16 protein-coding genes are annotated in these 22121 nt (G+C 61.3%); 6 read left to right on the top strand and 10 right to left on the bottom strand.

Going from position 1 to position 22121, the window contains the following annotated elements; genetic code table 11:
• Window positions 1-299: 299 nt before the first annotated feature.
• The 9 genes from L0977_RS07215 to L0977_RS07180 form a co-directional block, all read right to left on the bottom strand.
• Window positions 300-803, bottom strand: a complete 504-nt coding sequence (locus tag L0977_RS07215) for a glycosyltransferase (RefSeq protein ID WP_234264182.1) — start codon at window positions 801-803, stop codon at window positions 300-302.
• Window positions 787-1986: a hypothetical protein gene (locus L0977_RS07210; RefSeq protein WP_234264181.1), complete on the bottom strand. Its 1200-nt coding sequence runs from the start codon at window positions 1984-1986 to the stop codon at window positions 787-789. Before L0977_RS07210 ends, L0977_RS07215 begins: the two co-directional genes overlap by 17 nt.
• On the bottom strand, window positions 1983-2654 hold the full coding sequence (locus tag L0977_RS25675) for a CDP-alcohol phosphatidyltransferase family protein (protein ID WP_442786616.1): 672 nt from the start codon (window positions 2652-2654) through the stop codon (window positions 1983-1985). The genes L0977_RS07210 and L0977_RS25675 overlap by 4 nt, the downstream gene beginning before the upstream one ends.
• A complete protein-coding gene (locus L0977_RS07205; RefSeq protein ID WP_234264180.1) occupies window positions 2639-3868 on the bottom strand; it encodes an oligosaccharide flippase family protein in 1230 nt (409 codons plus the stop codon). Before L0977_RS07205 ends, L0977_RS25675 begins: the two co-directional genes overlap by 16 nt.
• Before the next feature lie 3 nt (window positions 3869-3871).
• Window positions 3872-4369: an adenylyltransferase/cytidyltransferase family protein gene (locus L0977_RS07200; protein WP_234264179.1), complete on the bottom strand. Its 498-nt coding sequence runs from the start codon at window positions 4367-4369 to the stop codon at window positions 3872-3874.
• Between the two features lie 32 nt (window positions 4370-4401).
• Window positions 4402-5562: a GDP-mannose 4,6-dehydratase gene (gmd, locus tag L0977_RS07195; RefSeq protein ID WP_234264178.1), complete on the bottom strand. Its 1161-nt coding sequence runs from the start codon at window positions 5560-5562 to the stop codon at window positions 4402-4404.
• A 134-nt stretch (window positions 5563-5696) separates the two neighbouring features.
• A complete protein-coding gene (fcl, locus tag L0977_RS07190; protein ID WP_234264177.1) occupies window positions 5697-6683 on the bottom strand; it encodes a GDP-L-fucose synthase in 987 nt (328 codons plus the stop codon).
• 175 nt (window positions 6684-6858) lie between these two features.
• Entirely contained in the window at window positions 6859-8457 is a 1599-nt protein-coding gene (gene wbaP, locus L0977_RS07185; protein ID WP_234264176.1) for an undecaprenyl-phosphate galactose phosphotransferase WbaP, read from the bottom strand.
• Between the two features lie 554 nt (window positions 8458-9011).
• Entirely contained in the window at window positions 9012-9500 is a 489-nt protein-coding gene (locus L0977_RS07180) for an Lrp/AsnC family transcriptional regulator (RefSeq protein WP_234264175.1), read from the bottom strand.
• Window positions 9501-10123: 623 nt separating this feature from the next.
• On the opposite strand from L0977_RS07180, the gene L0977_RS07175 reads away from it, so the two are divergent.
• Complete coding sequence (locus L0977_RS07175) at window positions 10124-13714, top strand: indolepyruvate ferredoxin oxidoreductase family protein (RefSeq protein WP_234264174.1); 3591 nt, start codon at window positions 10124-10126, stop codon at window positions 13712-13714.
• A gap of 495 nt (window positions 13715-14209) precedes the next feature.
• Here the strand turns inward: L0977_RS07175 and L0977_RS25550 are convergent, their stop codons facing one another.
• Window positions 14210-15058 (bottom strand): GIY-YIG nuclease family protein, encoded by an 849-nt coding sequence (locus L0977_RS25550; RefSeq protein ID WP_234264173.1) that lies wholly within the window; start codon window positions 15056-15058, stop codon window positions 14210-14212.
• An 82-nt stretch (window positions 15059-15140) separates the two neighbouring features.
• Between L0977_RS25550 and galE the strand changes: the two genes are divergently transcribed.
• The 5 genes from galE (at window position 15141) to L0977_RS07145 (ending at window position 22110) form a co-directional block, all read left to right on the top strand.
• Window positions 15141-16121 carry a UDP-glucose 4-epimerase GalE gene (gene galE / locus L0977_RS07165; RefSeq protein WP_234264316.1) on the top strand — a complete coding sequence of 327 codons (981 nt, stop codon included), beginning with the start codon at window positions 15141-15143 and terminating at the stop codon, window positions 16119-16121.
• A gap of 111 nt (window positions 16122-16232) precedes the next feature.
• A complete protein-coding gene (gene yajC, locus L0977_RS07160) occupies window positions 16233-16553 on the top strand; it encodes a preprotein translocase subunit YajC (RefSeq protein WP_234264172.1) in 321 nt (106 codons plus the stop codon).
• 159 nt (window positions 16554-16712) lie between these two features.
• Window positions 16713-18596 (top strand): protein translocase subunit SecD, encoded by a 1884-nt coding sequence (gene secD, locus L0977_RS07155; RefSeq protein ID WP_234264171.1) that lies wholly within the window; start codon window positions 16713-16715, stop codon window positions 18594-18596.
• A gap of 17 nt (window positions 18597-18613) precedes the next feature.
• Window positions 18614-19564, top strand: a complete 951-nt coding sequence (gene secF / locus L0977_RS07150; protein WP_234264170.1) for a protein translocase subunit SecF — start codon at window positions 18614-18616, stop codon at window positions 19562-19564.
• Window positions 19565-19644: 80 nt separating this feature from the next.
• The gene (locus L0977_RS07145; protein ID WP_234264169.1) at window positions 19645-22110 is read left to right on the top strand and encodes a DUF1631 family protein; all 2466 of its coding nucleotides are present in this window, start codon (window positions 19645-19647) and stop codon (window positions 22108-22110) included.
• Window positions 22111-22121 lie beyond the last annotated feature (11 nt).

Genomic DNA, 22121 nt, shown 5'->3' with positions numbered 1-22121 from the left:
TTGGATTTCGTGTGACCATCAATATCAACACCGGTATCAAGGGCGGTTCAGTATTTGGTTGATTATGTAGTTCGCAGTCATGACCGTATATCTTCTTGCATAATCTATGCCTATCGCGATCGAGCCTTTCTTAATTACATCCTTCTGAATTCTTGCCATGCTACTGCAGACTTGCTTGTAGTTTTTTGTGGAGGTGCCGCCCACCGAAAAGTAGGATATGGGTTTGTTGACCACGATGCAGTTCGATTTTTGGCTAAGAAGGGTTGCTGAAAGCCAGTAGTCCTCTGATATTCCGTACTTTAAAGGATATGGGTTTTTTTCAAAAATTTGCGGTTATAAATTATCCCCTGATGATTTGCCGGCATTCCATATCTTGCATACTCTATAGGCTTTGCTTTTCTTAGGTATTTCTTCTTTCCGTAATCATAGTAGACGTCAAAAAATATTGCATCGGGCGCGTCTTTGATTGGTTCGATGAATGTATTTGCGTCAATGTTATTTGTCGCCAAATCCCCTGCATTGAGGAACCAAATGTACTTTCCTCTTGCGGCTCTGACCCCCTTGTTCATGGCATCATAGATCCCTTGATCTTTTTCAAATATAAAATTGAAGTTCTTTAGGGTGGCGGAGGTTTCTTTTAGAAACTCAAGGGTTTGCGTGTTTGATTCTGCATCTACAACAAACCATTCGATCCTCAGGTCATCTCTGTTAAGTATTGGCGTTAAGCTGCAAAAAGTTTCCCGTAATCCCTGAAGGTTTTTATGGCTTATGCTGATGATGGAGATGTCAGGCTCTTCTATCATAAGAATGTTTCCACAGAATAATTAGCGTCAATACAATCAGGCAGAATTCAGGAGAAAATATTAATCCATTAAATAATGGCAGAATGACTGCGTATAGCGGTATCAATCCCCTGATGCTGCTAATGCGCATTGATTCCTTGATTTTATTCCCTAGTTGGAAGAGTAAGTAGGTTAGAAGAAGCACGCCTAGCCAAGAGAAATTCGCAATAACAATATAGTAGCCGTTGTCGAAAGTCTTGCCTGCTTCGTCCACCAGTCCAAACTGGAAGAGAACGCTATCGAGTGTTCCAATTGGAAGGGGTGAAATTCTTTCAAAGAGAACGTATTGAATGATTTTTAATGGGGCGATCAGCCGGAAGTAAGCCGAAGAGCCTTCATTCTGAAATTCGGTTAATCTATTCAGGTAGCCTGTTGTGTCCGCTATGAAGTAGGCTATGCCAAGAAATAATGGGATTGCGGCAATGTAGATTGGCAGGGTTTTAATTTTTATTTTCTTGCCGGCTATGGCTTTGTAAGTGAGCAAAAGAAAAGTTGCTGCGGCCAATAGGAACGAGCTTGCAATTATTGCGCTACAAACCAATAGAAAATCATAAAAGAACAATTTTTGTTTTTGTGCGACTGATATGATGGTCCAAAAGAACAAGATCATCATTGCCAGATATGATGGTTCATAATAAGGTCCAATGGATCTGAAATTGCCTGAAACAATTTGATTTCGGATATAAAAATTATCGTTTATTTGGTGTCGACTGACCAAATCGAAAATGGTAGTTCCGCCAGTCGCTAAGTGCTCTGCGTATTGAGCGAAAGCTACAAAGAAGACTAATATGAATGATGCTTTCGCTGCCGAAGAAATTGAATCAATAGTTCGGCTTGTAGGTGCTCTTATACCAAACAAAAAAACTACGGTCGCTGCAAAAACGAAGAAGGAAAATTGAAGGTAAGAGAGTGTGGATTTGGGGTCGATCGCGGCATAATAAAGTTGTATTAATAATGCAGCTACTCCAAGTGCTACAGGCAGTAGGCTTGTCTTTTTTACTGAACTTCTGGTATCAATTTTCGATAACAATAAGAGGCATCCGATGATTGCAATGCCTATGTTAGATGTTGATCCAATTGGTAGAAATATGATGGTCTGCAGCGAGAATGTGCAAAATAGCAAGGCCTTGATAAAAAAGGTCATTGCCTTGATTTCCTAAAAGTGTTGATTGATTTTATTCCGTAGGATAGGTAGTCCATGAATACCATTGAGATTGCGATGGCTGCCCATGTGTGGTTCTTTTCATCGAATATCCAAATGCTAATGAATAGATAGCTGGTAAAGCGAAATTCTTGATTTAGCCACCATTTGTTTTTTCGATCTTTGATTTGGTTTGAAATTCCCAGTTGTTGCTTGGCTTGTTGTGCGATTAGGTGTATTGTGTCGAGGAATATAAACGAAAAGCAATATGCGAACAAAAGCCCTGCGGAATTTATGTCGACTTTGACTGATAGATGGTAAAAGCCTAATTGCGCAGAGAAAAGAAAAAAAATGAAACGGTCGCTAACAATGTCTAGTATGGCCCCGACTTTCGATGTTAGTCCGCTTTTTCTTGCAAGGAAGCCATCGCAAACATCAGCCAAGGCAAATATCATTAGGCCGATTGATAAAAATCTTGGATCTTTGCTAAAGATAAATAGTGTGCTTATTAGTAGGAATTGAAGGAGTCCAAAAATAGTAACGAAATTGGGTGTGATCTTTGGAAAGATCAGGCTTAATTGGTAAACGATTCTGATGAAGGGGTAATAAATGACTATGGATAGTGCGTCTATTCGCAATAGCCTTAGGTCGGAAATTAATTGCTTAAGCATTGATTTTTTGTTTGATTGGCGAAGTATAAGCGATAGGTTAGTACGGCAAGCTCAGTAACTGTGATTGTTGCTGCTACGGTTGTTATTAGATGTTCCCCTGTTTGCCAAATTGCAAAAAGCAGGGTCAATTGAATTAGCCCGCCGATCATTACACTTTTGTTTGCGATGTCGATTCTTCCTATGGCCGCAAAGAAAGGGTATCCATAAAGAGTTGATATCGAAGTCACCAGAAAGGTGATGGAGAAAATCAGAAGAACTTTGTCGCCTTGGGAGAAGTTTGGTCCATAAAGGGCTGATAAAATTAGGCCTCCATAGACATAGGAAAGAAAAACCCCAATAACTGCAATCACTCCGGTGGCTATTGAAATTTTTTTGATAAAAAATCGAGTGCCATCCATGCCGGAGTTTACGTATATAGCCTGTGATAATGTGCCTACGAGTAGTTGTCCAATTTTATATAGTTGTTCGGCTGTGGCATATAGGGCTAATTGGGCGCCGGGGAACGTGCTTCCAATAAATAATGTTGTTCCAGATGTATACGCCGATACGGCACTTCGGGAAAAAAAGAAAGGCAGAGAGTTTTTGATTGTTGTTTTTATTGTTTCTGCGTCAAATTTTGATGGCGTCTCTCTTATAGATGCGGCAATCCACCATCCGAATATTGCTATCATGAGGTTCGCAAAAAATAATTTTATTGCGAAATTTGTCAAATTGTCAGAGATTGTATGTCCTGACAAGATTGCGAAAATCAGAGTGAATCTGAATAAGAGATTCGATGCGGCGTAGGCTGCTAATCGATTGAGTCCGTGTAGTATCCATGTAGGCTGGATGCTCACTGCGATAATGGTTGGTGTTAAAAGGGCGAGGAACTTCTGTGTTTCATGGTTGTTCTCGGTAAACACCTTGGAGTAAAGTATTACCAATAGACCACAAAATACTGCGAGCAAAAACTTGCTCAAAATCACTGCGCCATAAATCTTTCTTCTTTGCTCTAAGATTTTTGTTCTGGATATGGCTAGTGTTGCAGAAAGATTGAAGCCGAAATCAGTTATAAGGTTGGCGACAGCTAGTAGGGTTAGTCCAAGAATTATGGCCGCGAAATCTGCGCTGTCTAGTTGGCGGGAGAAATATGGGTACAGCGTTAGAGGTATGAGCGCATTAGATATCTGAATGACTAGTAGTGCAGTCGATGTTTTGGCCAGTTTTTTTAGCATTTTTCATTCAAGCTTCTCAATAATTGATTGGATTGTGTCTAGGGCTGCCTTTAGTTCAAGTATGTGAGATTTTTTTAATGGTTCAAAGGATCCTTTTATAAGGGTGCTTGAGATGTTGTCAGTCCTTTTTAGGTACTTGACTTCGCAATAGGCTTTGAGGTTGTCGAATTTCCCTTCCCAGTCGTCTCCAATGCCAAATATCTTTGCATCATATTTTTTGATGTCTTCGATTTTTTGTTCCCATGTTATTTCCGGGATGGCGAGATCGACATACTTAATGTTTTTGACGATCTCCAGTCTGTCTGCAAAGGGTATTATTGTGGATTTTCCCTTTTTTGAGTTGAATTCGTCGGTGGAAACTCCTACGATTAGTTTAGTTCCTAGGTTGCGGAGTCTTTTCAATAAATTGAGGTGTCCTATGTGGAAGAGGTCGAATGTGCCGTAGGTAATGACGATGCGCTCGGTGTTCGGGCTTCTTTCTGTCGCTTGATCTTTGGTCATCGTGAAAGGTGGATTGCTTCTGGTTGAAATTTTTAGGTTCTGATTGTGCTATTCAAGATCTTTGTGTGGTCGTGCAACTGAAGCATCTTTTGTTGTCGTGCTTCCGTTAAGTCGATCTCCATCATCTCTTTGCAGAGGCATTGGATGGAAATCTCGGGCTTCCAGTTGAGTGCTTGGTGAGCTTTGGATGCATCGCCCAGTAGTGTCTCGACCTCGGTCGGTCGGAAATATCTTTCGTCTACCTTCACAAGCACTTGGCCAATTTCTATTGCGGGAGCTTTGTTTCCGTCTTTGCTGGCTACGATTGCTCTTTCGTTTACGCCCTCGCCTTCAAAGCGCAAAGTGATTCCAAGCTCTAGAGCAGCCATTTGGATAAATTGGCGGACGCTGAATTGGGTTCCGGTTGCGATCACGTAATCTTCTGCTCTTTCTTGCTGAAGCATCATCCACTGCATGCGCACATAGTCTTTGGCGTGACCCCAGTCGCGTAAAGCGTCCAAGTTTCCCATATATAGGCAACTATCTAGACCTTCGGCGATGTTGGCCAGGCCGCGAGTGATCTTGCGCGTTACAAAAGTTTCGCCGCGGCGTGGTGATTCGTGGTTGAACAAAATTCCATTGCAAGCGTATATGCCGTATGCCTCGCGGTAATTGACGACGATCCAGTAAGCGTAGAGCTTTGCTACGGCATAAGGGCTGCGCGGGTAGAAGGGGGTGGTTTCCTTTTGGGGAATTTCCTGCACCAGGCCATACAGCTCGCTGGTGCTGGCCTGGTAGAAGCGGGTCTTTTTCTCCAGCCCCAGGATGCGGATGGCTTCCAGCAGGCGCAGCGTGCCCAGGGCGTCCACGTCGGCGGTGTATTCGGGGCTTTCAAAGCTGACAGCCACGTGGCTTTGGGCGCCCAGGTTGTAGATCTCGTCGGGCTGCGTTTCCTGCACGATGCGGATCAGGTTGCTGCTGTCGGTCAGGTCGCCGTAGTGCAGGTGAAAGCGCGCGTTGCGTTCGTGCGGGTCCTGGTAGATGTGGTCCACGCGCTGGGTGTTGAACTGGCTGCTGCGGCGCTTGATGCCGTGCACGATGTAGCCCTTTTCCAGTAGCAGTTCGGCGAGGTAGGAGCCGTCCTGCCCGGTCACGCCGGTGATGAGGGCGACTTTGGGGGCTGCGGGGCTGGGGGTGTTGGCTGGCTGGGTCATCGGGGTCGGGTGGCGGGTGGGCGCTGCGGTGGGTTCTTGGGGCCGTCGGGGGTGGATTCCCGCTTTCGCGGGAATGACGGGGATCGGGAGTAGCGGGGATAGGGAACGGCGGGGGGCGGGCGGGGGCTGTCGGGTCAGACGGAGCGCGGTGCGTTTTGCAGGAAGTCCTGGTACGCCAGGGCCAGCCCTTCTGTCAGCGATACCCGGGCTTTCCAGCCCAGGCTGTGCAGGCGGCCGCTGTCCATCAGCTTGCGCGGCGTGCCGTCGGGTTTGCTGGTGTCGAAGCGGATGCTGCCGGTGTAGCCCACGGTGGCGGCCACGGCGCGCGCCAGGTCGGCAATGCTGAGGTCGCTGCCGAAGCCCACGTTGATGTGGCTGAGCATGGGCTGGGTGTGCTGCTGGTACACGGCGGGCGCCAGGTTCATCACGTGCACGCTGGCGGTGGCCATGTCGTCCACGTACAGGAATTCGCGCAGCGGCGTGCCCGTGCCCCAGATGGCCACTTCGGGCGTGCCCTGGGCCTGCGCTTCATGAAAGCGCCGGATCAGTGCGGGCACCACGTGGCTGTTTTCGGGGTGGTAGTTGTCGCCCGGGCCATAGAGGTTGGTGGGCATGACGCTGCGGTAGTCCACGCTGTGGCTGGCGCCGTACTGCCGGTTGTAGCTTTCGCAGAGCTTGATGCCGGCAATCTTGGCAATGGCATAGGGCTCGTTGGTGGGCTCCAGCGTGCCGGTGAGCAGGGCGCTTTCGGTCATGGGCTGGGCGGCGAGCTTGGGGTAGATGCAGCTGCTGCCCAGAAAGAGCAGCTTCTTCACGCCCGCGCGGAAGGCCGCTTCGATCACGTTCGCCTCGATCATGAGGTTCTGGTAGATGAAGTCGGCCGGGTAGGTGTTGTTGGCATGGATGCCGCCCACCTTGGCGGCAGCCAGGTAGACCTGGTCGGGCTGTTCCTGCGCGAAGAAGGCGCGCACGGCGGCCTGGTCGGTCAGGTCCAGTTCGGCATGGGTGCGGGTGATGAGCTGGCTGGCGGGCAGGCCTTGTGCCTGCAGGGTGCGCACGATGGCGGCGCCAACCATGCCGCGGTGGCCGGCAACGTAGATGCGGGGAGTGGGTGGGCTCATGCGGCGGGGCTGAACGGGTAGTGGCTGGTGGGGTGGATTCCCGCCTTCGCGGGAATGACGGATGGGGGGGCTGCCTTCGCGGAAATGACGGTTGGGGGCCTGCTTTGGCGGGGATGACGGTTGGGGATTCTTGCTTCTGCGGGAATGGCGAGTGGGGTGGCGCCGTGGCGCTGGCTCAGACGGCGCCCTCCTGCCTGGCCACGACGCGCACGGTGCGAAGAAGGATCACGATGTCGTACCAGAGTGACCAGTTGCGCACGTACCAGAGGTCCATGGCAATGCGGTGCTGAAAGGTGCTGTTGCTGCGGCCGCTGATCTGCCAGAGCCCGGTGATGCCCGGGCGGGTCTGGCCGTAGGTGCTGATGGCGGGGCCGTAGTCGGGCAGTTCGCGGGCGAGCAGGGGGCGCGGGCCGACCAGGCTCATGTGGCCCCGCAGCACGTTGAAGAGCTGGGGCAGCTCGTCGATGCTGGTGCGGCGGATCCAGCGGCCCACGGGTGTGACGCGGGGGTCGTCGGCAAGTTTGAAGTTGTTGGCGCGGTAGGTTTCCCACAGGTCGCGGTGGGAGTCCTTCCATTCTTCCAGCGCGGCGTCGGCGTTCAGCACCATGCTGCGGAACTTGATGAACGGAAATTCGCGCCCGCCCAGGCCCACGCGCGGCTGGACGAAGAAGACGGGGCCGCTGTCCTGGCGCTTGATCATCCAGGCCACCACGGCCAGCAACGGTGCCAGCAGCACGATCAGCAGCGAAGCCAGCACGATGTCGACCGCGCGTTTGACGAGCTGCGGCGCCCGCCGGTGCAGGTTGTTGCGCGCCCGCAGCAGCAGCACTTCGTGGCTGAAGAAGTGCGAGACCTCCATGCCCAGCATGGGCAGGCCGCTGAGCGCGGGGATGATGATGACGTCGTCGCGCGTGAGCATCAGCTCCTGCGTGAGGTCGCGCAGCCAGGGGCCCTGGTTCTCACCCAGCACGATCACCACCTGGTAGGGGCCGGGCCGGCTGAGGAAGGCGCGCACGCCGGGGGTGAGTGGGGTGGGCGCCAGCGTGCGGCTACCGAGCTTGATCAGGTGGCCGCTGGCTTGCCCGGGGGCGGCGTCGGGGCCGACGGCGGCCACGGGGGTGTAGCCCATCAGGGGTTCGCTGGCCAGGGCGGCGGCGGCCAGGGGCAGGTCTTCGGGGCGGCCGACCAGCACATAGGGCTGCGCCAGCAGGCCGACGCGCAGCAGGCGCTGCCGCACGGCCAGGCGGGCCAGCGGCAGCAGCAGCAGGATGAGTGTCCAGCTCACGCCGGTCCACAGGCGCGAAAGTTGCCACTTGCCCAGGTAGAGCACCAGCGCGTCGGTCATGGCGGCGAGGCCGACGATGAGGAACACGTCGCGCGCCTCGTCCCACCAGGGTTTGCGCCGGGCTGCGGTGTAGTGGCCTTTGGCGGCACCGCACCAGAGCACGATGGCGAGCGAGAGCGCCAGAAAGAGGGCGATGCGCAGTTGGCCGTGGTCGGTCCACCAGACGTCCATGGCGGCCCAGAAGCTCATGTCGTCGCGGATCCACGCGGGCACGCGCCCGGCCAGGAAGCACAGCCACATGACCGCCAGGTCGGTCAGCAGCAGGATGGGTTTGACCCAGCGCTGGCGTTCGGCCACGCGCTGCCACGGCGCGAGCGCGCAGGCCAGGTCTTGTTCATTGCGCAGGGGGGTGACGCTGGCGGGGGCGCCATCGGGTGCGGCGATGGCGTCGGCAACCAGATGCGCCGGCGGGGTGTTGAGCAGACTCATGACCAACAGCGGCGCGAGCGCGTGCGGTGCGATAAACAGGCGGATGCCGTCACCGCGCGCAGGGTGAACGGAGCCAATGACATTGACAGGTGTGTGCCAGCCCGATGGGCTTGTGCGTGGTGTGGGCTCACAGGCCTCCCTCCTTCAAATCTTCCTGGCCAAGCCAGGGAGCACCGCTGCCACAGGGCTGTGGCAGCGATAGACCAGAGCACCCAACGCAATAACCGTTCCCCCCGTTCGTGACCGAACACCATTCGCACGCAAATGGTGCGCGGAATTGTAGGTTCTACCCGAGTGGCGCCCGGGTCGTTCGTCCATGAGGAGTGCATTTGTTAACGGATGTTTTCCCTCCTGGCGACACTGGCCCCTGCGTGGGGCAGCCGGAACATCAAAAGGTAATGGAATGTGTATGGCGAGGGGGCTGTCGGGAGGGCTTCAGGGGATTCTGCGTGACAAAGTTCACGACGAACCGTGCCGGTGCGGCGCCATGCACGTAACGTTACAAATGAATCACCTGGGGGGTAGCAAAAACGGTTTCATTTCCCGCACTGGCGTCACGGCGAGCCGGCCGAAGCCAGGTGCCCGAGCGGCAGCGCGCCGCCGGCCTTGACCTCGCCGAGCGAGAAGCTGGTGTGCAGGTCTTTGACGTTGGGCAGGTTGATGAGCACCTCGCGCGCGAAGCGGCTGAATTCGGTGAGGTCGGCGCAGACCACTTGCAGCTCGAAGGTGCCGGAGCCGCTGATGTAGTGGCAGGCGATCACTTCGGGAATGTGCTGGATGGCCTTTTCCATGGCGGCCAGCGCGTCGCCGGTGTTGCGCTCGGCGTCAAGCCGCACGAAGGCCAGCGCCCCCAGGCCGATCTTCTGCCGGTCGAGCACGGCCCGGTACCCGATGATGAAGCCGGCCTCTTCCAGCGCCCGCACCCGCCGCCAGCAGGGCGCAGCCGAAAGCCCGACCCGGTTGGCCAACTCGGCATTGGTCAGCCGCCCGTCGGCCTGCAGTTCGTGAAGGATGGCGAGATCAAATTTGTCGAGGGTGGTCATGGGGCTGGGGCGGGGAGGGAAGGGGGCGTGGGAACGTGCAGGTGGTGCAGGTGGTATGGGTGGCGTGAGGGGGCACGTGGTGCGGGTGAGCATCGTCATTCCCGCGCAGGCGGGAATCCAGTGCCAGCACCCTGGATGCCCGCCTGCGCGGGCATGACGGAAGGGTGTGTCCGGGCATGACGGAAGGGTGTGTCCGGGTGTGACGGAAGGGTGTGTCCGGGTGTGACGGAAGGGTGTGTCCGGGTGTGATGACTCTTCTTGGGCATGGCGGCGATGGGGCATGCGCCCAACGCGGGCATTCCCGTGTGCGGCCGCTCGTCATTCCCGCGCAGGCGGGAATCCAGCCCCAGCACCTGGATGCCCGCCTTCGCGGGCATGACGGAGGGGCGTGTCCAAAGGCATGATGGGCAGGTAAATGCTGGCGGATTCATTGGTGTTTACGCCAATTTTCCCCGCAAACCAGCAATATCCTTTCTTGGATAACCCGAATCCGGGCACGAAAAGCAAACACCTGTCAGCGGGGCGGCCCTACACTGGCTGGCACTTGGGCTGCCTGCCAACGCGGCGGATGGCCTTTTCAGCAGAGCCGCCCACAAGGCGACCTACCCCACGCAGGAGACAACATGAACGCCCCACTGCCCGAGCACGTCCGCAAAGCGCTCGAAACCGTCACGCTGGACGACAAATATTCCCTGGACCACGGCCGCGCGTTCATGAGCGGGGTGCAGGCGCTGGTGAAGCTGCCCATGCTGCAGCGCCAGCGCGACGCCCTGGTCGGCAAGAACACGGCGGGCTTCATCAGCGGTTACCGGGGCTCGCCGCTGGGCGGTTACGACCAGGCGCTGCAGAAGGCCAGCAGCTACCTCAAGGCGCAGAACATCGTGTTCCAGCCGGGGGTCAACGAGGAACTGGCCGCCACCGCGATCTGGGGCACGCAGCAACTGGGGTTTGCGCCCAAGGGCAGCAACAAATTCGACGGCGTGTTCGGCATCTGGTACGGCAAGGGGCCGGGTGTGGACCGCTGTTCCGACGTGTTCAAGCACGCCAACATGGCCGGCACCACGCCCTGGGGCGGGGTGATTGCGGTGGCGGGTGACGACCACGTGGCCAAGAGTTCCACCGCCGCGCACCAGAGCGACCACATCTTCAAGGCCTGCGGCCTGCCGGTGTTCTTTCCGGCCACGGTGCAGGACATTCTGGACCTGGGCATCCATGCGTTTGCCATGAGCCGTTTCAGCGGCGTGTGGACGGGCATGAAGACGATCCAGGAGATCGTGGAGTCCAGCGCCACGGCCGAGATCGACCCGAACCGGGTGCAGATCGTGGTGCCCGAATTCGAGATGCCGCCGGGCGGCCTGCACGTCCGCTGGCCCGACGCCGCGCTGGAACAGGAAGCGCGCTTGTTCGATTACAAGTGGTACGCGGCGCTGGCCTATGTGCGCGCCAACCGGCTGAACCACAACGTGATCGCCGGGCCGCACGACCGGCTGGGCCTGATCGCCAGCGGCAAGGCCTTCAACGACACGCGCCAGGCGCTGATCGACCTGGGCCTGGACGACGCCACCTGCCAGCAACTGGGCATCCGACTGCACAAGGTGAACGTGGTGTGGCCGCTGGAGGCCAGCATCACGCGCGAATTCGCGACCGGGCTGCGCGAAATTTTGGTGGTGGAAGAAAAGCGCCAGGTCATCGAATACCAGCTCAAGGAAGAGCTGTACAACTGGCGGCCCGACGTGCGGCCCAATGTGCTGGGCAAGTTCGACGAGGTCGAGGGCGACTACAGCGGCGGCGAGTGGAGCCGCCCGAACCCGAGCGGACACACGCTGCTGCGCGCCAACGCCGACCTGTCGCCCGCGCTGATTGCGCGCGCCATCGCCCGGCGCCTGAAGAAGCTGGGCATTCCGCAGGACATCGAAGCGCGCATCGACGCGCAACTGGCGATCCTGGACGCGCAGGAACGCTCCACCCAGACGCTGCTGGCCGGCGCGTCGGCCGACGCCAACCGCCAGCCCTGGTTCTGCAGCGGCTGCCCGCACAACACCAGCACCAAGGTGCCCGAAGGCTCGCGCGCCATGGCCGGCATTGGCTGCCATTTCATGAGCATCTGGATGGACCGCGACACCGTCGGCTTCACCCAGATGGGCGGTGAGGGCGTGCCCTGGGCCGGGCAGCAGCCGTTCGTGAACGAGCAGCACATCTTCGCCAACCTGGGCGACGGCACCTACTTCCACAGCGGCATCCTGGCGGTGCGCCAGAGCATCGCGGCCGGGGTGAACATCACCTACAAGATCCTCTACAACGACGCTGTGGCCATGACCGGCGGCCAGCAGGTGGGCGAGCGGCCCGAAGGGCACAGCGTGGTGCAGATCGCGCAGAGCATGCGCGCCGAGGGGGCGGTGAAGATCACCATCGTCACCGACGAGCCCGAGAAGTACGCGGGCGTGACGGGTCTGCCGGCGGGCATCGCCATCCAGCACCGCGACACGCTGGACGCGGTGCAGCGCGAGTTCCGCGAGATCACCGGCACCACGGTCATCATCTACGACCAGACCTGCGCCACCGAAAAGCGCCGCCGCCGCAAGCGCGGCACGATGGCCGAGCCGGACAAGCGCGTGGTCATCAACGAGCTGGTGTGTGAAGGCTGTGGCGACTGCGGTGTGCAGAGCAACTGCCTGAGCGTGGAGCCGCTGGAGACCGAATTCGGCCGCAAGCGCCGCATCAACCAGAGCACCTGCAACAAGGACTTTTCCTGCGTGAAGGGCTTCTGCCCGAGCTTCGTGACCGTGCAGGGCGGGCAACTGCGCAAGAAGGACCCGAAGGGTGCCGGCGCCGAATGGACGGGCGGTGCGCTGCCCGAACCGGCCTTGCCGGCGCTGGGCGCCGACGCCTGGGGCATCGTGGTGGCCGGCGTGGGCGGCACGGGTGTGATCACCATCGGCCAGTTGCTGGGCATGGCCGCGCACATCGAAGGCAAGGGCATCGTCACGCAGGACGCGGCGGGCCTGGCGCAAAAGGGTGGCGCCACCTGGAGCCACGTGCTCATCGGCGCCAGCCAGGACCACATCCGCACCACGCGCGTGGGCGCGGCGTCGGCCGACCTGGTCATCGGCTGCGACCCGATCGTGGCGGCGGGCAAGGAAACCCTGCAGCGCCTGCGCGCCGGCCGCAGCCACGTGGCGCTGAACACCAGCGCCACGCCCACGGCGGCGTTCGTGAAGAACACCGAATGGCAGAACCCGGCGCAGGGTTGTGTGGATTCGCTGGTGCAAGTGCTGGGTGACGAGGCGGTGGGCCGCTTCGACGCCGAGGCCGCCGCCGCGCGCCTGATGGGCGATTCCATCTACACCAACCCCATGATGCTGGGCTACGCCTGGCAGCGCGGCTGGGTGCCGCTGGGGCTGGCCGCGCTGATGCGCGCCATCGAGCTCAACAACGTGCAGGTCGACAAGAACAAGCAGGCTTTCGAATGGGGCCGCCGCGCCGCGCACGATGCCCAGGCCGTGGCCGCGCTGCTGGCGCCGGCGGCCGGGGCGCAGGTGATCCAGTTCAAGAAGCGCGACACGCTGGAAGACCTGGTGGCGCGGCGCGTGGCATTCCTCACCGGCTACCAGAACGCCGCCTACGCCGACACCTACAAGGCGTTTGTCGAACGGGTGCGCCAGGCCGAAAGCCGCCTGGGCAAGACCAGTCTGAGCGAAGCGGTGGCGCGCTACCTGTTCAAGCTCATGGCCTACAAGGACGAGTACGAAGTGGCCCGCCTGCACAGCGACCCGGCGTTCCACGCCCAGATCGCCGCACAGTTCGAGGGCGACTACCGCCTGCAGATGCACCTGGCGCCGCCGCTGTTCGCGAAGAAGAATGCCAAGGGCGAGCTGATCAAACAGACCTACGGCCCCTGGATGCTCAAGGCCATGGGTCTGCTGGCGAAGTTCAAGGGCCTGCGGGGCACCGCGCTGGACCCGTTCGGCCGCACCGACGAGCGCCGCACCGAGCGAGATCTGATCGCGCAATACCGTGCCGACGTGGAGTCGCTGCTGGGCACACTCAACGCCGACAACCACCCGGTAGCGCTGGAAATCGCCAGCCTGCCCGAACAGATCCGCGGCTATGGCCACGTGAAGGAACGCCACCTGGCCGCCGCCATGATCCGCCGCGAGGCACTGCTGGCCCGTTGGGAAGGCCGAGCGGAAGTCAAGCGCGTGCGCGCCGCGTAACGGCGCTGCGTCTGCCCGCGCAGGCGGGTACGTCGCGCCGCACAGCACGCCACATCCGCCGTCATGGCTGCGCAGGCGGGTGCATCGCGCAGATCACGCCTGTGCACCGTCATGCCCGCGCAGGCGGGCATCCAGCGCCTGGGTGGGTCCACGTTCTGGATTCCCGCCTGCGCGGGAATGACGGCCCGGTGGTTCATGCATTTCCAGTGCGCCCTGTCTGTGAAGGTGGACCGAGGTGGCTCGGCCATGCCGTATCGGGCACAGGGCACAGGGCACAGGGCACAGGGCACAGGGCACAGGGTGCAGGGTGCAGGGTGCAGGGTGCAGGGTGCAGGGTGCAGGGTGCAGGGTGCAGGGGCGCGCAGGCAGGTATATCGCGCAGATCAGCACGCCCGTGCCCCGTCATGCCCGCGCAGGCGGGCATCCAGCGGTTCCGGGGCCTGCTCTGGCGGTTGAATAGCCGTCATGCCCGCGCAGGCGGGCATCCAGGGGGCGCTACCCCAGCAGATCAGGCCACAGGTCCCGCCATTCGGGATTGACGGACTCGATCAGCGCGAGCTTCCAGGCCCGGCGCCATTTTTTGAGCTGCTTTTCCCGCGTGATGGCCGCTTCCATGGTGCCGTGCGGTTCGAAATACACCAACTGGTGCACGCCATAACGCTGCGTGAAACCCCCGGTCAGTTCGTGGCGGTGCTGGTGGATGCGTTGGACCAGGCCACTGGTGACGCCAACGTAGAGCGTACCGTTGCGCTGGCTGGCCAGCACATAGACGGCGGGATGCCGTTCGCGCATGGTGAGACTCCCTGACAGTTTTTTCGGATTGTCAGGGGGGCCGCGCTGGATGCCCGCCTGCGGGCGTGACGGATCGGAATCGAAGGACGTATCTGGCATGAGCACTGGATGCCCGCCTGCGCGGGCATGACGGGGGGCAATGGTTGGTGTACGCCTGCCTGCAGGTGCGCCACACCAAGTTTTCCGGCTCGGGCTTCCGCCTGCCCGCGCAGGCGGGCTCCGGCGCCTGTGTGAGCCCATGTTCTGGATTCCCGCTTTCGAGGGAATGACGCCATGGCGCACGATCACGACGAAGGGTGCACGGAAGCAACGCATGCTTGTCAGCCACAGCCACAGCCACAGCCACAGCCACAGCCACAGCCACAGCCACAGCCACAGCCACAGCCACAGCCACAGCCACAGCCACAGCCACAGCCACAGCCACAGCCACAGCCACAGCCACCCGAGCCCGAGCCCGAGCCCGAGCCCGAGCCCGAGCCCGAGCCCGAGCCCGAGCCCGAGCCCGAGCCCGAGTCCCGTCATGCCCGCGCAGGCGGGCATCCAGCGTCGCACGCCCCATTCCCGTCACGCCCTGCCGGCCTTGCTGCGCGCTACCATCCGCCCCTTCAGGAACAGAACGGTGGGCGGGGAACGCATGAAGGTGCTGGTGGTTGGCGGGGCGGGGTACATCGGTTCGCACATGGTGCTGCGTCTGGCGCGCGCCGGGCATGAGGTGGTGGTGTTCGACAACCTTTCCAGCGGCCATGCCGACGCGGTGCTGGCGGGCACGCTGGTGCGGGGCGATCTGGCTGATCGGGCGGCGCTGTCGGCGCTGTTCGCGGCCCACCGGTTCGACGCGGTGCTGCACTTTGCCTCGTCGATCCAGGTGGGCGAGTCGATGCGGCTGCCGGCGCGCTACTACGCCAACAACGTGGGCAACACGGTCAACCTGATCGAGACCATGGTCGAGCACGGGGTGCTGCGCCTGATTTTTTCGTCCACCGCGGCCACCTACGGCGACCCGGTGTACACCCCGATCGACGAGGCGCATCCGCGCCAGCCGGTGAATCCGTACGGCTGGAGCAAGTGGATGGTGGAACAGATCCTGGCCGACTGCGACCGGGCGCACGGGCTGCGGCACGTGGCACTGCGCTATTTCAACGCGGCGGGCGCCCACCCGGAAGGCCTGCTCGGCGAACGGCACGACCCGGAGACGCACCTGATTCCGCTGGTGGTGCAGGTGGCGACGGGTCAGCGGCCAGCCATCGGCGTGTTTGGCACGGATTACGACACGCCCGACGGCACCTGCATCCGCGACTATGTGCACGTGCAAGACCTGGCCGACGCGCACCTGCTGGCGCTGGACCGGCTGGTGGCTGGCGGCGCTTCGGCCGCGTTCAACCTGGGCAATGGCAACGGTTTCTCGATCCGCGAGGTGATCCGCACCGTCGAGCAGGTGACGGGCCGGCCAGTGGCCTGGGAAGACCTGCCCCGGCGGGCGGGCGACCCGCCCGTGCTGGTGGCGGACAGCGGGCGGGCGCGGGCGGAGCTGGGCTGGGCACCGCGCTACCCGGCGTTGCCCGACATCGTGCGCCACGTCTGGCTGTGGGAACAGCGCCGGGCCGGGGCGGCCTGAGCGGGTCGCCGAATACAATGGCCGTTTGGCCGATTTCTGCTTGCGACCGCCTGGAAGGCGCGCCGCTCAGGTCGGCTGTCCGTTCTTTCGATCTACCCGGAGACTTTCGCCGTGTTCATTTCTTCCGCTTACGCCCAGGCCGCCGCCGGTGGCGACACCTCTTCCACGCTGATGAGCCTGCTGCCGCTGGTGCTGATGTTCGTGGTGCTGTATTTCGTGATGATCCGCCCGCAGATGAAGCGCCAGAAGGAACACAAGGCCATGATCGAGGCCCTGGCCAAGGGTGACGAGGTCGTGACGGCCGGCGGTTTCCTGGGCAAGGTGTCCAAGATCGGTGAAATCTACGTCGGTGTGGAACTTGCCGATGGCGTGGAAGTCCAGATGCAGCGCAGTGCCGTGGTGCAGGTGCTGCCCAAGGGCACGGTCAAGTAACAGCGTGCCTGGCGCCGCGGTGCGGCGCTCCCCGCTCTGGCGCGGCTTCGGTGCCGGGCGGGCCGCAAGCCGGGCCCCGGTGCGGCAGATCGGCCGGGTGCCACCAGACCCTGTGGTTTGAGTGATCGAAGTTTCTAGCGTGCCGGAAGGCCTGTCTTTATGAACCGTTATCCGCTGTGGAAGTACGCCATCATCGTGGTGGCGCTGCTGGTCGGCCTCATCTATGCCTTGCCCAACCTGTTCGGCGAATCGCCGGCGGTGCAGGTCTCGTCGGCCCGGGCCACGGTGAAGGTGGACGGCACCACGACGAGCCGGGTGGAGTCGGCGCTGTCGGCCGCGAACATCCAGCCGACGCTGGTGCAGTTCGACGGCAATTCGGTGCGCGTGCGTTTCAACGACACCGACACGCAGATCCGCGCCCGCGACGTGCTGGAGCGCACCTTCAACCCCGATCAGGCTGCCCCGGGTTACGTGGTGGCGCTGAACCTGCTGCCGCGCACGCCGGCCTGGCTGGCCAGCCTGGGCGCTGCCCCGATGTACCTGGGGCTGGATCTGCGTGGTGGTGTGCACTTCATGCTGGAAGTGGACATGCCGGCGGCCCTGCAGCGGCGCCTGGATGTGCTGGCGACCGATCTGCGCACGGCGCTGCGTGAAAAGGGCATCCGCCACAGCGGCATTTCGCGCAACGGCCAGTCGATCGAGGTCCGCGTGGCCGACGACAACATGCGCCTGGCGGTGGAAGACCTGGTGCGCCAGCAACTGACCGATCTGGCGGTGCCGCAAGGCACGCCGGCCAACCCGCAGTCGCTGGTTCTGGCGCTGCGGCCCGAGTCGCTGCGCCAGATTCAGGACCAGGCCCTCAAGCAGAACATCACCACGCTGCACAACCGTATCAACGAACTCGGTGTGGCCGAGCCGGTGATCCAGCAGCAGGGAGCCGACCGCATCGTGGTGCAGTTGCCGGGCGTGCAGGACACGGCCAAGGCCAAGGACATCCTGGGCCGCACCGCCACGCTGGAACTGCGCATGGTGGACGAGAGCACCGACGGGCTGGCCGCCGAGCGCGGCACCGGGCCGGTGCCGTTCGGTTCGGAGCGCTACCTGGAGCGCAGCGGCCGCGCGGTCATCGTCAAGCGCGATGTGCTGCTGACCGGCGAAAACCTGACCGATGCGCAGGCCGGGTTCGACGATTCCCACCAGGCCGCTGTGCACCTGACGCTGGACAGCAAGGGCTCGCGCGTGTTCCGCGACATCACGCGCGAGAACGTGGGCAAGCGCATGGCCATCATCCTGTTCGAGAAAGGGCAGGGCGAGGTGGTCACGGCACCGGTGATTCGCGGCGAGATCGGCGGCGGGCGGGTGCAGATTTCCGGGGCCATGACCACGGCGGAGGCCAACGACACGGCGCTGCTGCTGCGCGCGGGTTCGCTGGCGGCGCCGATGCAGATCATCGAAGAGCGCACCATCGGCCCCAGCCTGGGCCAGGAAAACATCGAACGCGGGTTCAACAGCCTGATCTGGGGCTTTGTCGCGATCGTGGTGTTCATGTGCGCGTACTACGCGCTGTTCGGGGTGTTCTCCAGCCTGGCGCTGGCGTTCAACCTGGTGTTGCTGGTGGCCATTCTGTCGATGCTGCAGGCCACGCTGACGCTGCCCGGCATCGCGGCCATGGCGCTGGCGCTGGGCATGGCCATCGATGCCAACGTGCTGATCAACGAACGTGTGCGCGAGGAGCTGCGCAGGGGTTCGGCACCACAGACGGCGATCAACGCCGGCTACGAGCACGCCTGGGGCACGATTCTGGATTCCAACATCACCTCGCTGATCGCCGGGGTGGCGCTGCTGCTGTTCGGCTCGGGCCCGGTGCGGGGTTTTGCCGTGGTGCACTGCATCGGCATCCTGACCAGCATGTTCTCGGCCGTGGTGTTCTCGCGCGGGCTGGTGAACCTCTGGTACGGCCGCAAGAAGAAGCTCAAGAGCGTGTCGATCGGCACGGTGTGGCGCCCGGGGTCTGAGGGCAATACCGTGGCCAAGGCCGACTGAGCAAGAAGGAACAGGTCATGGAATTCTTCCGTATCCGTCGCGACATTCCGTTCATGCGCCACGCGCTGGTGCTCAATGCGGTGTCGTTCATCACGTTTGCCGCTGCTGTGTTTTTCCTGGTCACGCGGGGGCTGCACCTGTCGGTGGAGTTCACCGGCGGCACCGTCATGGAGGTGGCCTACGAGCAGCCGGCCGATCTGAACGCCGTGCGCAAGGTGGTCGAGGATCTGGGCTACCTGGAAGTGCCGGTGCAGAACTTCGGCAGTTCGCAGGACGTGCTGCTGCGCCTGCCGCCGCAGGCGGGCAAGACCTCGGGCGAGCAGAGTGCGCAGCTGATGACGGCGCTCAAGGCGCAGAACCCGGCGGTGGAGTTGCGCCGCACCGAGTTCGTGGGCCCGCAGGTGGGGCAGGAGCTGGTGCAGAACGGCCTGAAGGCGCTGGGCCTGGTGATTCTGGGGATCATGATTTACCTGGCCATGCGCTTCGAGTGGAAGTACGCGGTGTCGGCCATCATCGCCAACCTGCACGACGTGGTGATCATCCTGGGCTTCTTCGCCTTCTTCCAGTGGGAATTCTCGCTGGCGGTGCTGGCGGCGGTGCTGGCCGTGCTGGGCTATTCGGTCAACGAGTCGGTGGTGATCTTCGACCGGATTCGCGAGGCGTTCCGCCGGCAGCGCAAGATGACGTCGGTGCAGGTGATCGACCATGCCATCACTTCGACCATCAGCCGCACGATCATCACGCACGGCTCGACCCAGATGATGGTGGTGTCGATGCTGTTGTTCGGTGGGCCGACGCTGCACTACTTCGCCATGGCCCTGACCATCGGCATTCTGTTCGGCATCTATTCGTCCGTGTTCGTGGCGGCGGCCATCGCGATGTGGCTGGGTGTCAAGCGCGAAGACCTGGTGAAATCGTCCCGCAAGGAAGGCGATCAGGACGACCCGAACGCGGGCGCGGTGGTGTAACCCGAAACCGCGAAAAACGCGGCGGCTCCCGCGGGCGCGTGGCGTTCGGATGAGTCCTTTCGTGTCATACTGAACGAATTGTGTCTTCGCCCGATCCTCACGTCTCCTCACTCGCGAAGCAGGCGCGGGAACTCTTTGTGGTTCACGTCGGGCGGTGCTTGCCCGACCTGGTCAAAGCCTGTGATGCCCGGCTGTCTTCGCTGATGGAGCAGGTCGGTCCGGCGCGCGAAATGCAGGAGCGCCGCGACGCCTGGATGGACTTCCGCCAGCACCAGACAAGCTGGCTCAACAACGCCCGAAAATCGCTCCAGCGGACCTTGCTGCCGCGCTTCAGCCAGTCCGGCCAGTCGCTCTCGGCGCCGGCCCGGCTGGAACTCGTGGCCGAGGGCGCCATCGACGACCAGATCCTCGCCTCGCGCCTGGCGATGCGGGTGCTGGACCAGTGCTCCACCGAACTGAACGAACTGCGCCTGCGCATCCAGCACCTGGAGCGCCGTCAGGAACTGCCGCGTGGCGATGTGCTGCTGCCCGATGTGACGGCGCGCATTCTGGTGGATCAGTGGCTCAACCTGTCGCTCTCGCGCGAAGGCTGGCAACTCATCCAGGACGCGCTGGCGCCCGAGCTGGCCAAGCACATGCTGGCCGCCTACAAGGCCGCGAACGAATTCCTGGTGGCCAGTGGTGTGATGAAGGAGATCGACCTTCAGGCGCTGGTCAAGCGCGCCCCTGGCAACCGTTCCCCTTTGCCCTCGATGCGGGTGGCCGATGGTGAGCAGGCGGCCGAGGCCGGCGCATCGGGGTCGGCTGGCCGGGGTGGTTCTGCCGGCGGCGGTAGCGGTGGCCAGGGTGCGAGTGGAGCCGGCCGAGGTGCCGGCGAGGGTGGCGGTGGTTCGGGCGGGTCGGAGGCTGGTACGTCCGGCGGCGGGGCCGTATCAGGCCGGAGCGGTGGTGTCTCGAATCGGGATGGCGGAATGAGCAGCCGCCAGGGCATGGCCAGCGGGATTCAGGACGAAACCCGTCTGCTGACGAGCACATCGCCGCTGGCACGGGCGCGCCAGCGTGCCCAGGGTGTGATGGGGCGGCTCAAGCGCCTGCTGGCCGACAAGGTGGGCAGCGATTTCGAAGCAACCCAGATCCTCGAACCGTCGCCGCGCCTGGACAACGCCCTGCGCATGGCGGCGCCGGTGCTGATCGAGCCGGTGGCCACGCCCACGACTTCCGGCCGCGGCATGGCCTATGTGATGGACGCTTCCCACGTCGAGAAGGCCGCGTCCGATCTGCGCCAGCGCACGGCGGAGTTCAAGGAGGCGGCGGCCACGCCGTCGGAGAAAGCCATCATCGAAGTGGTGGCCCTGATGTTCCAGAGCATCCTGGCCGAAGAGCGCATCCCGCCGAGCGTGCGCGTGTGGTTTGCCCGTCTGCAGATCCCGGTGCTGCGCGTGGCGCTGGCCGAGCCGGAGTTTTTCGGGTCGCTGCAGCACCCGGCGCGGCGGCTGATCGACCGCATGGGCTCGTGCGTGATGGGGTTTGAAAGCAGCGTGAATTCGGCCGCGCTGGAGGCGGAGATCAAGCGCGTCGTGCAGGTGATCGAGCAGTACCCCGAGACGGGGCGCCGCGTGTTTCAGCTGGTGCTGGACGAGTTCCAGAAATTCCTGGCCACCCATTTGAGCGAGCAGGGCGCAGCGAGCCGCTTCGTGTCGGTGGCGCAGCAGGTGGAGCAGAAGGAAACGCTCACGGTGCAGTACACGATCGAGCTGCGCAAGCTGCTCAACGACGTGCCCGTGCGCGACGAAATCCGCGATTTCCTGTTCAAGGTGTGGGTCGATGTGCTGGCGGTGGCGAGCGTCAAGTACGGCGTCAAGCACGAGGAAACGGCTGGCCTGCGGCAAGTGGCGACCGACCTGCTGTGGGCCGCCAGTGCCAAGCCCAACCGCAACGACCGGGCGCGCGTGATCCAGCAGTTGCCGGGCCTGCTGCAGCGCCTGCGGCAGGGCATGGGCCTGCTGGGGTTTCCGGCCAGTCTGCAGGATCAGCACATCAAGTCGGTCAGCGACACGCTGGCCGATGCGTTCATGTCGCGTACCGAAGTCATCCCGCAGGAGAGCCTGGACAAGCTGTCGGATCGGCTGGCCCATCTGGAGGACTACCTGCCTGAGAGCGGTGTGGGCGATCTCGATCTCGACAACGACAGCATCGAGATGATCACTGGCGTGGATGCCAGCAACATCGAGGTGATCAGCCAGGGTGGCAGCCAGCCGAACGAGGCGATGCGCGCCTGGGCGGTGGAGCTGCAGATCGGCACCTGGTTCGGGCTGGACCACAACGGCCGGCTCAACAACGTGCAACTGGCCTGGCGCAGTGAGCGTGGTCAGTTGTTCATGTTCGTCTCCGGCACGGGGCGCTGCTTCCTCATCCAGGTCAACCGCGTGGCCGCCTACCTGCAGGCGGGGCTGCTGGTGCCGAGCGAAGAGGAAACGCTCACGGTGCGTGCGACGCGCGACGCGCTGGCCAAGCTGGACGCCAACCCCGAGCGCTTGCTGGCCTGAATCCGCTTGCT

Source organism: Hydrogenophaga sp. NFH-34, assembly GCF_021401345.1.
GTDB lineage: Bacteria > Pseudomonadota > Gammaproteobacteria > Burkholderiales > Burkholderiaceae_C > Hydrogenophaga > Hydrogenophaga electricum.
Note: the sequence above shows the minus strand (reverse complement) of the source record. Positions and strands in the feature narration are given on the sequence as shown.

Excerpts from the sequence above, each read along its gene's own strand:
- L0977_RS07175 (WP_234264174.1), top strand. The coding sequence starts at position 10,124 with ATGAACGCCCCACTGCCCGAGCACGTCCGCAAAGCGCTCGAAACCGTC.
- gmd (WP_234264178.1), bottom strand. The coding sequence starts at position 5,562 with ATGACCCAGCCAGCCAACACCCCCAGCCCCGCAGCCCCCAAAGTCGCC.
- L0977_RS07180 (WP_234264175.1), bottom strand. The coding sequence starts at position 9,500 with ATGACCACCCTCGACAAATTTGATCTCGCCATCCTTCACGAACTGCAG.
- L0977_RS07210 (WP_234264181.1), bottom strand. The coding sequence starts at position 1,986 with ATGACCTTTTTTATCAAGGCCTTGCTATTTTGCACATTCTCGCTGCAG.
- L0977_RS07215 (WP_234264182.1), bottom strand. The coding sequence starts at position 803 with ATGATAGAAGAGCCTGACATCTCCATCATCAGCATAAGCCATAAAAAC.
- galE (WP_234264316.1), top strand. The coding sequence starts at position 15,141 with ATGAAGGTGCTGGTGGTTGGCGGGGCGGGGTACATCGGTTCGCACATG.
- secF (WP_234264170.1), top strand. The coding sequence starts at position 18,614 with ATGGAATTCTTCCGTATCCGTCGCGACATTCCGTTCATGCGCCACGCG.
- wbaP (WP_234264176.1), bottom strand. The coding sequence starts at position 8,457 with ATGAGTCTGCTCAACACCCCGCCGGCGCATCTGGTTGCCGACGCCATC.
- fcl (WP_234264177.1), bottom strand. The coding sequence starts at position 6,683 with ATGAGCCCACCCACTCCCCGCATCTACGTTGCCGGCCACCGCGGCATG.
- L0977_RS07200 (WP_234264179.1), bottom strand. The coding sequence starts at position 4,369 with ATGACCAAAGATCAAGCGACAGAAAGAAGCCCGAACACCGAGCGCATC.
- L0977_RS07205 (WP_234264180.1), bottom strand. The coding sequence starts at position 3,868 with ATGCTAAAAAAACTGGCCAAAACATCGACTGCACTACTAGTCATTCAG.
- L0977_RS25675 (WP_442786616.1), bottom strand. The coding sequence starts at position 2,654 with ATGCTTAAGCAATTAATTTCCGACCTAAGGCTATTGCGAATAGACGCA.
- secD (WP_234264171.1), top strand. The coding sequence starts at position 16,713 with ATGAACCGTTATCCGCTGTGGAAGTACGCCATCATCGTGGTGGCGCTG.